The sequence below is a fragment of the Sphaerotilus sp. genome (assembly GCF_041083715.1).
Lineage (GTDB): Bacteria > Pseudomonadota > Gammaproteobacteria > Burkholderiales > Burkholderiaceae_C > Sphaerotilus.
In genome coordinates, this window is the sequence record NZ_JBFPGY010000200.1 from 17,034 (window position 1) to 30,256 (window position 13,223).

The following is a 13,223-nucleotide window of genomic DNA, read 5'->3' on the forward strand; positions in this document are numbered from 1 at the left end:
CATGAACCCGAACGACACCCCGGCCGGCGCCGCACGCCCGGCCCCGCAAGTGCCCTGCCCGACCTGCCGCGAGATGGCGCTGTTCGCGCCGAGCAATCCGTGGCGCCCGTTCTGCAGCGAGCGCTGCCGCCAGCGCGACTTCGGCGCCTGGGCCAGCGAGGCGTTCCGCGTCGCCGCGGTCGAGCCGCCGGACGACCAGGGCAGTCCCTAGCCCTCCCGGTGGGTCGGCCCGGTGTGGCCGCGTTCCTCGGCGAACCACTGCAACACGGGAACCGTGCCGGGCAGCACGGGCACCACCTCCACCGGCAGCGTCTGCCACGCCATCTGCTGCGCCTCGCGCATCTCGAAGGCACCGGTCCATGCATGGACCTTGCAGAAATGCAGGCGCACCCGCGCGTGCGGGTAGTCCATGACGAGCTGTTTCCAGGGCTGCACCGCATCCGGCCCGTGGCCGATGGTGATGCCGATTTCCTCGTGCAGCTCGCGGCGCAGCGCGTCTTCCACCGACTCACCCGCTTCGAGCTTCCCGCCCGGAAATTCCCAGTAGCCGGCATAGACCTTGCCTTCGGGGCGCGAGGTCAGCAGGAAGCGGCCTTCGTTCCCGACCGCATCACGCTCGACCAGCACACCGACGGCGACCTCGACCGGCGTGCGCTCACCCGGCGCTTCAGACATGGTCGAGGCCATCGGGCACGGCGTCGCTGATGGCGGTCGAACCCGTGGCGGTCGCCACCGCCGCATGGCTGCCGGCATAGTCCCGGGCGAACTGGTACGCCACGCGCCCGGAACGCGAGCCGCGCTCCAGCGCCCACAGCAGCGATGGCTGGCGCGCCACCTCGATCGCGGCTTCCGCCACGCCGAAATGGCGCAGCCATTGGCCGACGATGGTGAGGTACTCGCGCTGGCTGAACGGGTAGAAGCTCACCCACAGGCCGAAGCGCTCGGACAGCGAGACCTTCTCCTCGACCGCCTCGCCGGGGTGCATGTCGCCGTCGTCGGTGTAGGTCGCACCCAGGTTGTCCTTCATCTGCTCGGGCAGGAGATGGCGGCGGTTGCTGGTGGCGTAGATCAGCACGTTGTCGCTGGTCTGCGCCACGGTACCGTCGAGGATGGACTTCAGCGCCTTGTAGCCGGACTCGCCCTCGTCGAAGCTCAGGTCGTCGCAATAGACGATGAAGCGCTCGGGGCGGTCGGCGATCAGGTCGACGAGATCGGGCAGATCGGTGAGATCGGCCTTGTCCACCTCGATCAGGCGCAGGCCCTGGTCGGCGAAGGTGTTCAGGCAGGCCTTGATGAGCGAACTCTTGCCCGTGCCGCGCGCGCCGGTCAGCAGCACGTTATTGGCGGGGCGGCCGGCGACGAACTGCGCCGTGTTGCGCAGCAGGCGCTCCTTCTGCGTGTCCACTTCCTGGAGATCGGCCAGCTTGAGCGGCGCGATGTGTCGCACCGGCTCCAGCACACCGCCCTGGCCGCGCTTGCGGTAGCGGAAGGCGATGGACGCGCTCCAGTCCGGCGCGCTCAGCGGGTGGGGCAGGACGGCTTCGAGGCGCGCCAGCAGCGCCTCGGCCCGGGTGATCAGGCTGGTGAAATCGCTCATGGGCTTGGGGACGCGCGGTGCGTCAGTGGATCATCATCTGCAGCGACGCGTCGAGGTGCTCGACCGGGCTGCGCTTGAAATCGGAACGGGCGTAGCGCTGCAGGCGCCCGAGGCAGTAGCTGGTCAGCATCGACGCCTGCGCGGCGGCCTCGGCGGTCGGGGCGAGCGAGCCGCGTGCGTCGGCGGCCTGGCGCAGACTCTGGCGCAGCAGCGACTCGATGCGGTCGAAGAACTGGTTCATGCGGGCCTGCAGCCGCTCGTGTTCGAGCACCAGCGCGTCGCCCACCATCACCCGCGCCATGCCCGGGTTCTTCTCGGCGAACTGCAGCAGCACCGCGACGCTGTGCGCAGCCTGCACACGCGGATCCGGCTCGCGCTCGACGATCTGGTTGACGAGCGTGAAGACGCTGGACTCGATGAACTCGATCAGGCCTTCGAACATCTGCGCCTTGCTGGCGAAGTGGCGGTAGAGCGCCGCCTCGCTCACGTCGAGCCGGGCAGCCAGCGCCGCGGTGGTGATGCGCTCGCCGCCGGGCTGTTCCAGCATCTGCGCCAGCGCATGCAGGATCTGCACACGGCGCTCGCCCGGCTTCGGTCGCTTGCGCACCGGGGTCGCCGCAGGGGCGTCAGCGGAAAGTGGGGCCAGGTCGGGAGAGTCGGACATCGGGACGAGCACGGAAGTCGGCAGCGAGCAAGGAGGCATCGGAACTCAGCGCCAGCGGGCCAGCGCCTGAAGGCTGCGGATTCTGGCACACACGTACACCGGCCGACGCGCCAGCGCCAGCCCCGCTTCCGGCCCGTGGAGGCCGCCCTGCAGCCAGCGCTGCATCCACACCGTGCGCATGCCGATGCGCCGCGCCGCCTTCTGGTGGCCGACCGTGTCCTCGACCAGCACGCAGCGGTGCACCGGAACCTTCAGCCGCACGGCGATGCTGCGCAGCATCCGCGCGTCCGGCTTGGGGCGCAGGTGGCCGAACATCGCCATCTGCTCGATGCCGATCACGCCGTCGAAGTAGCGCCCGAGGCCCAGCGCGGCCATCACCCGCTCGGCGTAGGCCTGCGGTGCATTGGTCAGGATGAACTTGGGACCACGCAGCCGGGCCAGCGCCGCCAGATCGTGCGGATGGCTGCGCAGCCGCGCCTCCAGCCCGGGCAGCGCATGGGTGTCGCGCAGGAAATGCGGTGCCTGGACACCGTGGTGGCGCACCAGCCCGAGCAGCGTGGCGCCGTAGCGCTGCCAGTAGCGCCCGCGCAGGTGCTCGGCCTCGGCGCGGGTCAGCGCGAGTTCGCGTTCCATGTAGACCGTCATCGACTCGGTGATCTGCGCGAACGCGGCGCTGCCGGCGTCGTGCAGGGTGTTGTCGAGGTCGAACAGCCAGACGGGCGCCTTGGCCTTGCCAGACAGCGCGGACACGTCAGCGCGCCCGGATCATCGTCCCGAAGGCCTGGTCGGTGAGGATCTCCAGCAGCAGCACATGCGGCACACGGCCATCGACGATGTGCACCGCATGCACGCCGCACTTGGCCGCGTCGATGGCGCCAGCGATCTTGGGCAGCATGCCGCCCGAGATCGTGCCGTCCTCGACCAGTTCGTCGATGCGGCGCGAGGTCAGCTCGGTCAGCAGGTTGCCGGCCTTGTCGAGCACGCCCTTGATGTTGGTCAGCAGCATCAGCTTCTCGGCCTTGAGGATCTCGGCCAGCTTGGACGCGACCAGATCGGCGTTGATGTTGTAGCTCTCGTTGTGCTCGCCGAAGCCGATCGGGCTGATGACGGGAATGAACTGGTCGTCCTGCAGCGCCTGGACCACACTCGGGTCGATCGACTCGATCTCGCCGACCTGGCCGACATCGTGTTCGATGCTCGGATCGTTCAGGTCGAGCAGCTTGAGCTTGCGGGCGCGGATCATCGCGCCGTCGCGCCCGGTCAGGCCGACCGCCTTGCCGCCGGCGGCGTTGATCAGGCCGACGATGTCCTGCTGCACCTCGCCGCCCAGCACCCACTCGACCACGTCCATCGTCTCGGCATCGGTGACGCGCATGCCCTGGATGAAGGTGCCTTTCTTGCCGATCTTGGCCAGCGCCGCATCGATCTGCGGGCCGCCGCCGTGCACGACGATCGGGTTGATGCCGACCAGCTTGAGCAGCACCACGTCCTCGGCGAAGGCCTGCTGCAGCGCCGGGTCGGTCATCGCGTTGCCGCCGTACTTGATGACCATGGTCTTGCCGTGGAACTTGCGGATGTAGGGCAGGGCCTGGGCGAGGATCTCGGCCTTGTCACGCGAAGCGATGCGGGACAGGTCGGCAGGGGCTTGGGACATGGGGAACTCCAGTCGGGTGAATCCACGGATTCTAGGGAATGGCCGAGGCATGGAGCGAGGCCCCTACAATGCAGCGATGCCCCGCCCGCTGTCCCGCCCCACCCTGCACTGGCTGCTCTGGCTGGTGATCGCGCTGCTGCCGCTGCGCGGGTGGGCGATGGTGCAGATGGCGGTGCCGCCCGTCGCCCAGCACCACACGACCGCAGCGGCGCCGCACTGCCACGACGAGGGCACGCACAAGGCGGCGCCATCCCACGCCGGCTGCTCGCTGTGCGAGGTCTGCCACGCCAGCCTGGGCCTGCCGGCGGTGCTTGTGCTGCACCTGTCCACCCTGCCTCACGCGGCGCCCGCGGCCACGCCGATCACCGGCGTGCGCGACGGCCCGCCCTCCGAACTCTTCCGACCTCCCCGCCACTCGGCCTGATCCGATCCGTGGCGCGCCGCCCTGGCGGCGGTGCGCTGTTCCGATCCGTTTCGGCCGACGAGGTCTGCCCATGTTCCGTCTATTCCCTGCCGCCACGCTCGCGTTCGTGGCGCTGCCGGCCGTCGCCCTGTCCGGTGATCCAGCCGATCCCGGCGCCAGCGTGCGCCCGCTTGCCCACCGCTCCACCCTCGCCGGCCGCCCCGCGCCGGACACGCCCGAGGTCGCCGACTGGCGCGCCACCAACGAGCGCGTGCGCGCCGTCGGCGGCTGGAAGGTCTACCTCAAGCAGCGCCAGGCCCCCGAGCCGGAGGTGGCGAAATGAGGCTGCCCCGTTCACGCGCCCTGAGCGCACTGGCCGTGGCCGCGGTGCTGACCGGCTGCGCATCGACCTCGCCCGACGCGGCGATCGAGCCGCTCCAGCAGCCACTCCGCCAGCACACCGGCACCACGCTGATCCGCTGGCCGGACGCGCAGGCCCCGTCCGCCGCTGCGCAGCAGCGACTGCGCACCCTGCTGGCGGCACCGCTGACGATGGATGGCGCGGTCGAGGTCGCGCTGCTCAACCACCGCGGCCTGCAGGCCTCGCTCGCCGACCTCGGCGTGACGCAGGCCGAGCTGGCACAGGCCACCCGGCTGCCCAACCCCGGCCTCTCGTTCAAGCGCACCACCAGCGGCGAGACCGTCGAGTGGGAGCGCGGCCTGCACCTCGGCCTGAGCCACCTGCTGCTGATGCCGCTGACCCGCACGCTGGAAAGCCACCGCCTCGCGCAGCAACAGGCGCAGACGATGCTGGCCGTGGTCACGCAGATCGCCGGTGTGCGCCGCGCCTGGGTCGAGGCGGTCGCGGCCGAGGAAAGCCTGCGCTACCTGAACCAGGTGCAGGACGCCGCCGCGGCTGGCGCCGAACTGGCGCGGCGCATGGCGCAGGCGGGCAACTTCAACAAGCTGTCGCTGGCGCGCGAACAATCGTTCGAAGCCGATGCCGTGCTGAACGTCGCCCGCGGCGAGCGTGCACGTGATGCCACCCGCGAGCGGCTGAACCGTGCCCTCGGCCTGTGGGGCGACCAGCTCGACTACACCCTGCCCGAGCGCCTGCCGGGCCTCCCCGCCGCACCGACCGAGCAGCCCGACATCGAGCAACGCGCCCTCGCGCAGCGCCTGGACGTGCAAGCCGCGAAAACCGCCACCGAGCAGACCGCCCGTGCCCTCGGCCTGACGAGGGCAACCCGCTTCGTCAACGTGCTGGAACTCGGCGTGATCCGCGCCAACACGAACGCTGGCGAGCGCAGCCGCGCCTGGGAGGTCGGGCTGGAGCTGCCGCTGTTCGACTGGGGTGACGCCCGTGTGGCCCGCGCCGAGGCGGCCTACACCGCCAGCCTGCACCGCACGGCCGAGATCGCCATCGACGCCCGCTCCGAGGTCCGCGAGGCCTACCGCAACTGGCGCCACGCCTGGGACATCGCCCGCCATGTGCAGACCGCCGTCGTGCCGCTGCGCCAGCGCATCCGCGATGAAAACGTGCTGCGCTACAACGGCATGCTGATCGGTGTGTTCGAGCTGCTCGCCGATGCCCGCGCCCAGATCGCCAGTGTCAACAGCGCCATCGATGCGCGGCGCGCGTTCTGGCTCGCCGACGCGGACCTGCAGATGGCGATGCTCGGCCGACCCACGCTGTCCGCAGGCGCTGCCCCCGCTTCGTCCACCGCTGCCGACGCTGGCGGCGGTCATTGACACAGGATTCCCCATGCTTTCCCGACGCACTTTCTTCCAGGCGGGCGCTGCCGTGGCCGCCGCTTCCGTGAGCCGTGTGGCGATGGCCGCGCTGCCCGAACCCGTGATCCAGACCAGCGCGCAGACCGCCAAGCCGCTGATGCCGCCCGACGGTCGCCCCTATCGCCCGGTCGTGACACTGCACGGCTGGAGCCTGCCCTGGCGCCTGCACAACGGCGTCAAGGAGTTCCACCTCGTCGCCGAGCCGGTCGTGCGCGAGATGACGCCCGGCTTCAACGCCCACCTGTGGGGCTACAACGGCCAGTCGCCGGGACCGACGATCGAGGTGGTCGAAGGCGACCGCGTGCGCATCTTCGTCACCAACAAGCTGCCCGAGCACCACGCCGTCCACTGGCACGGTCAGCGCATCCCCAACGGCATGGACGGCGTCAGCGGCCTGACACAGCCGTCGATCCCGCCGGGCAAGACCTTCGTCTACGAGTTCGAGGCCCGCCGCCCCGGCACCTTCATGTACCACCCGCACGCCGACGAGATGACCCAGATGGCGATGGGGATGATGGGGATGTGGATCACGCACCCGAAACTGGACGGCAAAGGCCGGCACCCGCTGATCGCGGACGCCGACCGCGACTTCTGCTTCCTGCTCAACGCCTTCGACATCGAGCCGGGCAGCGCGACGCCGAAGACCATGACCATGCTCGACTTCAACCTCTGGGCCTGGAACAGCCGCATCTTTCCGGGGCTGGATTCGCTGAACGTGCGGCTGAACGACCGGGTGCGCATCCGGGTGGGCAACCTGACGATGACCAACCACCCGATCCACCTGCACGGCCACGAGTTCGAGGTCACGGGCACGGACGGCGGGCCGGTGCCGAAGTCAGCGCGCTGGCCAGAGGTGACGACCGACGTGGCGGTCGGCCAGATGCGCCAGATCGAGTTCATCGCCAGCGAGGAAGGCGACTGGGCCTTCCACTGCCACAAGAGCCACCACACGATGAACGCGATGGGCCACAACGTCCCGACCATGATCGGCGTCGATCACAGCGGGCTGGCCAGGAAGATCGGCCAGCTCATCCCCGACTACATGGTCATGGGCGAACGCGGCATGGCCGACATGGGCGAGATGGAGATGCCGCTGCCCGACAACACCGCGCCGATGATGAGCGGGCAAGGGCCGTTCGGCGGGGTCGAGATGGGCGGGATGTTCAGCGTCGTGAAGGTGCGCCGCGACCAGAAGCCGGGCGACTACAGCGACCCGGGCTGGTTCCGGCATCCACCCGGCACCGTCGCCCAGGAGTGGACCGGCGAGCCACTGCCCGAACCCATCCAGGCCGCCCCGGCGCAGCCTGCAGCCACCGACACGACCGTGCGTGTTCGCAAGCCGATCGATCACAACCACCACTGACCAGGACCGACCACCATGCGACTCACTGCATCCACTTCCTTCCTCGCCGCCTGCTGCGCCCTGTGTGTCGGCCTGGGCATGCCCGACGACGTGCAGGCCCACGGCGCCCAGCCGCACCACGCCGGCCCGGTCCGCAAGGAACAGAAGGACTGGGGCATCGCCGCCGAGCGCCGCGATGCCCGCCGCACCATCCGGATCACGATGGGCGACGACATGCGCTTTCACCCGGACAACATCGAAGTCAAGGAAGGCGACACCGTGCGGCTGTCGATCCGCAACACCGGCAAGCTGATGCACGAGCTGGTGATCGGCACACCACCGGTGCTGGAGGAGCACGCGGCGCTGATGGTCAAGTTCCCGGACATGGTCCACGACGAGCCCTACATGGCGCATGTGCCGCCGGGTCAGTCGGGCGAGATCGTCTGGACCTTCAACCGGGCGGGTGATTTCCGCTTCGCCTGCCTGATGGCCGGGCATTACCAGGCGGGCATGGTCGGTGACCTCCGCGTCAGCCCGCGTGTCGCCTCGAAAGCCCCCTGAACCGTTGATGCCCAGCAAGGAGAAATTGCCATGACCCGTTGGATCGCCACGCTCGCCCTCGCCGCTTCGGCTGTCTTTGCCGCCCTGCCCGCCCATGCGCAGAGCACCGACGCCGAGGTCCTGAAGATCGACAAGGCCCAGCAGAAGATCACGCTCAGGCACGGCGAGATCAAGAACCTCGACATGCCCGCGATGACGATGGTGTTCCGCGTGCAGGACGCCGGGATGCTCGACGCCGTGCAGGTGGGCGACAAGGTGAAGTTCGACGCCGACAAGGTGGGCGGGCAGTACACCGTCACGAAGCTGGCACCGTCGAAGTGAACTCCCCGGTGCCTGGGGCGCTCACCCCAGGTACCGCCCCTCCAGATGCGCGCGGAAATGCGCCGGGTTCAGCACTTCGCCGCTGGCGCGGCGGGTCAGTTCCGGCGTCTCCCAGCGCGCACCCTGGCGCCAGACATGGTCCTTGAGCCAGTCGAACACCGGGTTCAGGTCGCCCGCGGCGATGCGCTCGTCGAGGTCCGGCATCTGGCGGCGCATCGTGGCGAACCACTGCGCCGCATACATCGCCCCGAGCGTGTAGCAGGGGAAATAGCCGAACGATCCCGACGGCCAATGCACGTCCTGCATCGGGCCGTTGCGGTAATCGCCCCGCGTGTCGCGCCCGAGGTAGGCGGCCATCTTCTCGTTCCACAGCGCGGGGATGTCGGCGACCTCGATCTGCCCTTCGATCAGCGCGCGCTCGATCTCGAACCGCAGGATGACGTGCGCCGGATAGGTCACCTCGTCGGCATCGACGCGGATCAGGCCAGGCTCGACCCGCGTGGCCAGGCGCGTCAGGTTCTCGACCGTGAACGCCGGCTGCGCGCCGAACTGCTCGACCATCAGCGGCACGAGCTGCGCGACGAAGCCGGGGTGGGCGCCGAGCTGCATCTCGAAGGACAGGCTCTGGCTCTCGTGCAGGCCATAGGAGCGCGCCCGGGCGATCGGCTGGCCGAGCCACTCGCGCGGCAGGCCCTGTTCGTAGCGGGCGTGGCCGGTTTCGTGGACGGTGCCCATCAGGCTCTGCATCAGGTCGTCGAGCTGGTAGCGCGTCGTCAGGCGCACGTCCTCGGGCACGCCGCCGGAGAACGGGTGCGTGCTCTCGTCGAGGCGGCCGCCATCGAAGTTGAAATCGAGGAACTGCATGACGCGCAGGCTCAGCGCCTTCTGCTGCGCCTGCGGGAAGGGCCCGACCGGCCGCAGCACGGGCGGCTCGGCCTGCTGGCGCGCCTGCACGCGCTGGATCAGGTCCGGCAGCCAGGTCTTGAGGTCGCTGAACACGCGGTCCACCTCGGCGCTGGTCATGCCGGGCTCGAAGCGGTCCATCAGCGCGTCGTAGGGCATCAGGCCGGTGGCGTCGGCCAGGTGCATGGCCTCCTCGCGGGCGACCTGCACGACCGGCTGGAAGTTCTCGGCGAAGCCGGCCCAGTCATTGGCCGGCCGCTGGCGGCGCCAGGCGTGTTCGCAGCGGGCGGTGGCCAGCGTGCGGCGCTCGACCAGCGCGGCGGGCAGCGCGTTGGCGGCGAGCCAGTCGCGGCGCATCTCGCGCAGGTTGGCGCGCTGCCAGTCGGACAGCGTCTCGTCTTCGGCCTGGCGCAGCAAGGCGGCCAGCGCGGGGTCGGTGCGCTGGGCGTGGAGCAGCCCATCAAGCTCGGCCATCGCCGCAGCGCGGGCCTCGTTGCCGCCGGACGGCATGTTGGCGGCCTGGTCCCAGCCGACGATCGAGCCGAGGTGCTCGAAGCGGTACAGGCGCAGGAAACGGGCTTCGAGGTCGGAATAAGCAGACACAGTGTTCCCCCTTCAATCGTTGAGCAGGCCATGAAACACGCAGTTCACGGCGCGAACTGCCCCGGAAACACCCAGAGCAATCCCGCCGTGATCACCAGATACCGCAGGAACTTGCCCACGGCCATGTAGGCCACGCAAGGCCAGAATGGCAGCTCCAGCCAGCCCGCGACCGCGCACAGCGGATCGCCCACCACCGGCAGCCAGCTCAGCAGGCAGGCCTTAGCTCCGAAGCGGCGCAGGATGTTCAGCGCCTTGTGGTCGGCGTGGCGGTGGGCCAGGTGCTCGTAGGCGTGTTCGGCACCGTAGCCCATCCACCAGGTGATGGCACCGCCGATGGTGTTGCCTGCAGTCGCCACCAGCACTGTCGGCCAGAACAATGCGGGGTTGAGCTTGACCAGCCCGAACACCGCCGGCTCCGACCCGAGCGGCAGGAGCGTCGCCGAGATCAGCGACACGATGAAGACGGTGCTGAGGCCGAACTTCGGCAGCGCCAGCAGCAAGAGCAGTGAGTCGATCCAAGCATCCATGGCAGGCATTCTGCTTGAAAGGCCCCCGGCGGCCGTGGTCATCGGCAAAACGCACGCCGCTATACTCCTGCCTCCTTTTTCAGCACTTCCCCACCTTCCCCGCCCTGTCCCATGCGCATCGGCCCCCACACATTGCCGAATCGCCTGTTCGTCGCGCCCATGGCAGGTGTGACCGACCGGCCGTTCCGCCAGTTGTGCAAACGACTGGGGGCGGGCTATGCCGTGAGCGAGATGGTCACCTCGCGCGCCGACCTGCGCGACAGCCTGAAGACCTCGCGCCGGCTCAACCACGACGGAGAAGTGGCACCGATCGCCGTGCAGATCGCCGGCACCGATGCGGAGATGATGGCCGAGGCCACGCGCTACAACATCGACCGCGGCGCACAGATCATCGACATCAACATGGGATGCCCGGCCAAGAAGGTGTGCAACAAGTGGGCCGGCTCGGCGCTGATGCAGGACGAGACACTGGCGCTGGACATCGTCGCCGCCGTGGTCGAGGCCGCCGCACCCCACGGTGTGCCGGTGACACTGAAGATGCGCACCGGCTGGTGCAACGAACAGAAGAACGCGGTGGCGATTGCGCTGGGCGCCGAGGCGCGTGGCGTGGCCATGGTCACCGTGCACGGCCGTACCCGCGAGCAGGGCTACAAGGGCGATGCCGAATACGCCACGATCGCCGCGGTGAAGGCCGCGCTGCGCATCCCGGTCTGCGCCAATGGCGACATCACCAGCCCGCAGAAAGCGCGCGAGGTGCTGGCCGCGACCGGCGCCGATGCGCTGATGATCGGCCGCGCCGCCCAGGGGCGGCCGTGGATCTTCCGCGAGATCGCGCATTTTCTCGACACCGGCGAGGTTGCCCAAGCACCGCCGACGCTGCTGGTGCGGGACTGGCTGGTCGAGCACCTGCAGGACCACTACAGCCTCTACGGCGAGCGTGCCGGCGTGCGCACGGCCCGCAAGCACATCGGCTGGGCCGTGCACGATCTGCCCGGTGGCCGCGACTTCCGGGCCCGAATGAACTTGATCGAACACACTTCCGCGCAAGCGCGGGCCGTGCATGATTTCCTGGGCGCGCTGGCCGACGGACAGCCCACCTGGCCGCAAGCCGTCGCCGCCCCCGACACCGACGCCAACGAAGACACTGCAGAAGTACAGGCCGCATGAGCACCAGCCCCTCCGAACACAGCCCCATCGACCTGTCGATCCGCGAGATCCTGGCCGTCTATTTCCGCGACCTCGAAGGCACGGAGCCGCACGCGCTCTACGACATGGTCGTGAAGGCGGTGGAGCGCCCGCTGCTCGACGTGGTGATGGCGCAGGCCGAGGGCAACCAGAGCCGCGCCGCCGAGTGGCTCGGCATCAACCGCAACACGCTGCGCCGCAAGCTCGTCGAGCACAAGCTGATCGACTGACCCGAATTCAAACGACCTCCTGAGTCCGCCCAAGCCCATGACCACCGCCCTCCTTTCCGTCTCCGACAAGACCGGCATCGTCGACTTCGCCCGCCACCTGCACGCGCACGGCATCAAGCTCCTGTCCACCGGCGGCACCGCCAGGCTGCTGGCCGAATCGGGCCTGCCCGTCACCGAGGTCAGCGAGATCACCGGATTCCCCGAGATGCTCGACGGTCGCGTCAAGACGCTGCACCCGCGGGTCCACGGCGGCCTGCTGGCGCGCCGTGACGTGCCGGCGCACATGGCCGCGCTGAAGGAACACGGCATCGACACGATCGACCTGCTGATCATCAACCTCTACCCCTTCGCGCAAGCCATCGCCAAGGCCGACTGCACGCTGGAAGACGCGATCGAGAACATCGACATCGGCGGCCCGGCCATGCTGCGCGCCGCGGCCAAGAACTGGCAGGACGTGGGCGTCGTGATCGACCCGAGCGACTACCCGCAGGTGCTGGCCGAGCTGGCCGCGTCGAAGGGCACCAGCCTGACCCGCGCCACCAAGTTCATGCTGGCCAAGAAGGTGTTCTCGCACACCGCCGCCTACGACGGCATGATCAGCAACTACCTCACGGCGCTGGAAGCCGGCTCGGAAGAAGCCACCGAAGCCGTGCCCGCCCGCGCCGAATACCCGAGCGTCTTCAACCTGCAGCTCCACAAGGTGCAGGGCATGCGCTACGGCGAGAACCCGCACCAGTCGGCCGCGTTCTACCGCGAAGCCGCACCGGCGGCCGGGCTGCTGTCGGGCTGGCAGCAGATCCAGGGCAAGGAACTCAGCTTCAACAACATCGCCGACGCAGACGCCGCGTGGGAATGCGTGAAGGCGTTCGACGTGCCGGCCTGCGTGATCGTCAAGCATGCCAATCCGTGCGGCGTGGCCGTCGGCGCGACGCCGCTGGAGGCGTACCAGAAGGCGCTGAAGACCGACCCGACCAGCGCCTTCGGCGGCATCATGGCCTTCAACCGCCCTGTGGACGTGGACGTGGTGAACGAGATCAACGCGAACAAGCAGTTCGTCGAAGTCGCCATCGCCCCGGCCTTCACGGCGCAGGCCCGTGCGGCCTACGCCAGCAAGACCAATGTGCGCCTGCTGGAAGTGCCGGTGGCGAAGGTCACGAACGCGCTGGACTTCAAGCGCGTCGGTGGCGGGATGCTGCTGCAGTCGGCGGACAACGTGGACATCGTGGGCGGCGAAGTCCAGGTGGTCACCACGCTGCAGCCCAGCGCACAGCAGATGGCCGACCTGCTCTTCGCATGGAAGGTGGCACGCTTTGTCAAGAGCAACGCCATCGTCTTCTGCAAGGACGGCATGACGATGGGCGTCGGTGCTGGCCAGATGAGCCGGCTCGACTCGGCGCGCATCGCCAGCATCAAGGCCGGCCACGCCGGGCTGACGCTGC

17 protein-coding genes are annotated in these 13,223 nt (G+C 69.2%); 10 read left to right on the forward strand and 7 right to left on the reverse strand.

Annotation, left to right across the window (positions count from 1 at the left end; translation table 11 throughout):
* Window position 1 precedes the first annotated feature (1 nt).
* On the forward strand, window positions 2-211 hold the full coding sequence (locus tag AB3X43_RS08905) for a DNA gyrase inhibitor YacG (protein WP_369429486.1): 210 nt from the start codon (window positions 2-4) through the stop codon (window positions 209-211).
* Here AB3X43_RS08905 and AB3X43_RS08910 read toward each other — a convergent pair.
* The 5 genes from AB3X43_RS08910 to argB are packed head-to-tail and all read right to left on the reverse strand — an operon-like array spanning window position 208 to window position 3,915.
* Window positions 208-675 (reverse strand): NUDIX domain-containing protein, encoded by a 468-nt coding sequence (locus AB3X43_RS08910; protein ID WP_369429487.1) that lies wholly within the window; start codon window positions 673-675, stop codon window positions 208-210. The two genes, AB3X43_RS08905 and AB3X43_RS08910, sit on opposite strands and share 4 nt — an antisense overlap.
* A complete protein-coding gene (locus tag AB3X43_RS08915) occupies window positions 668-1,597 on the reverse strand; it encodes an ATP-binding protein (protein ID WP_369429488.1) in 930 nt (309 codons plus the stop codon). Before AB3X43_RS08915 ends, AB3X43_RS08910 begins: the two co-directional genes overlap by 8 nt.
* A gap of 22 nt (window positions 1,598-1,619) precedes the next feature.
* The gene (gene slmA, locus AB3X43_RS08920) at window positions 1,620-2,261 is read right to left on the reverse strand and encodes a nucleoid occlusion factor SlmA (RefSeq protein ID WP_369429489.1); all 642 of its coding nucleotides are present in this window, start codon (window positions 2,259-2,261) and stop codon (window positions 1,620-1,622) included.
* A gap of 45 nt (window positions 2,262-2,306) precedes the next feature.
* Window positions 2,307-3,002, reverse strand: coding sequence for a pyrimidine 5'-nucleotidase (locus tag AB3X43_RS08925; protein WP_473965095.1), 696 nt, complete (start codon window positions 3,000-3,002; stop codon window positions 2,307-2,309).
* A gap of 10 nt (window positions 3,003-3,012) precedes the next feature.
* The gene (gene argB / locus AB3X43_RS08930) at window positions 3,013-3,915 is read right to left on the reverse strand and encodes an acetylglutamate kinase (RefSeq protein ID WP_369429491.1); all 903 of its coding nucleotides are present in this window, start codon (window positions 3,913-3,915) and stop codon (window positions 3,013-3,015) included.
* A gap of 76 nt (window positions 3,916-3,991) precedes the next feature.
* Here argB and AB3X43_RS08935 point away from each other — a divergent pair, with 76 nt between their 5' ends.
* The 6 genes from AB3X43_RS08935 (at window position 3,992) to AB3X43_RS08960 (ending at window position 8,336) form a co-directional block, all read left to right on the forward strand.
* The gene (locus tag AB3X43_RS08935) at window positions 3,992-4,339 is read left to right on the forward strand and encodes a hypothetical protein (protein WP_369429492.1); all 348 of its coding nucleotides are present in this window, start codon (window positions 3,992-3,994) and stop codon (window positions 4,337-4,339) included.
* A 70-nt stretch (window positions 4,340-4,409) separates the two neighbouring features.
* Window positions 4,410-4,661, forward strand: a complete 252-nt coding sequence (locus tag AB3X43_RS08940; protein WP_369429493.1) for a hypothetical protein — start codon at window positions 4,410-4,412, stop codon at window positions 4,659-4,661.
* Window positions 4,658-6,070, forward strand: a complete 1,413-nt coding sequence (locus AB3X43_RS08945) for a TolC family protein (RefSeq protein WP_369429494.1) — start codon at window positions 4,658-4,660, stop codon at window positions 6,068-6,070. Before AB3X43_RS08940 ends, AB3X43_RS08945 begins: the two co-directional genes overlap by 4 nt.
* Window positions 6,071-6,083: 13 nt before the next feature.
* On the forward strand, window positions 6,084-7,475 hold the full coding sequence (locus AB3X43_RS08950; protein WP_369429495.1) for a multicopper oxidase family protein: 1,392 nt from the start codon (window positions 6,084-6,086) through the stop codon (window positions 7,473-7,475).
* Between the two features lie 15 nt (window positions 7,476-7,490).
* Window positions 7,491-8,015: a cupredoxin domain-containing protein gene (locus AB3X43_RS08955; protein WP_473965093.1), complete on the forward strand. Its 525-nt coding sequence runs from the start codon at window positions 7,491-7,493 to the stop codon at window positions 8,013-8,015.
* Between the two features lie 30 nt (window positions 8,016-8,045).
* On the forward strand, window positions 8,046-8,336 hold the full coding sequence (locus tag AB3X43_RS08960) for a copper-binding protein (RefSeq protein WP_369429496.1): 291 nt from the start codon (window positions 8,046-8,048) through the stop codon (window positions 8,334-8,336).
* A 21-nt stretch (window positions 8,337-8,357) separates the two neighbouring features.
* Here the strand turns inward: AB3X43_RS08960 and AB3X43_RS08965 are convergent, their stop codons facing one another.
* Together AB3X43_RS08965 and AB3X43_RS08970 are read right to left on the reverse strand one after the other, a co-directional pair.
* A complete protein-coding gene (locus AB3X43_RS08965; protein ID WP_369429497.1) occupies window positions 8,358-9,842 on the reverse strand; it encodes a carboxypeptidase M32 in 1,485 nt (494 codons plus the stop codon).
* A gap of 44 nt (window positions 9,843-9,886) precedes the next feature.
* Complete coding sequence (locus AB3X43_RS08970; RefSeq protein ID WP_369429499.1) at window positions 9,887-10,369, reverse strand: YqaA family protein; 483 nt, start codon at window positions 10,367-10,369, stop codon at window positions 9,887-9,889.
* Between the two features lie 111 nt (window positions 10,370-10,480).
* Here AB3X43_RS08970 and dusB point away from each other — a divergent pair, with 111 nt between their 5' ends.
* The 3 genes from dusB to purH form a co-directional block, all read left to right on the forward strand.
* A complete protein-coding gene (gene dusB, locus AB3X43_RS08975) occupies window positions 10,481-11,536 on the forward strand; it encodes a tRNA dihydrouridine synthase DusB (RefSeq protein ID WP_369429500.1) in 1,056 nt (351 codons plus the stop codon).
* Window positions 11,533-11,784, forward strand: a complete 252-nt coding sequence (locus tag AB3X43_RS08980; protein ID WP_338415131.1) for a helix-turn-helix domain-containing protein — start codon at window positions 11,533-11,535, stop codon at window positions 11,782-11,784. The genes dusB and AB3X43_RS08980 overlap by 4 nt, the downstream gene beginning before the upstream one ends.
* Window positions 11,785-11,821: 37 nt before the next feature.
* The coding region (gene purH / locus AB3X43_RS08985; RefSeq protein WP_369429501.1) for a bifunctional phosphoribosylaminoimidazolecarboxamide formyltransferase/IMP cyclohydrolase at window positions 11,822-13,223 on the forward strand (1,402 nt) is incomplete at its 3' end.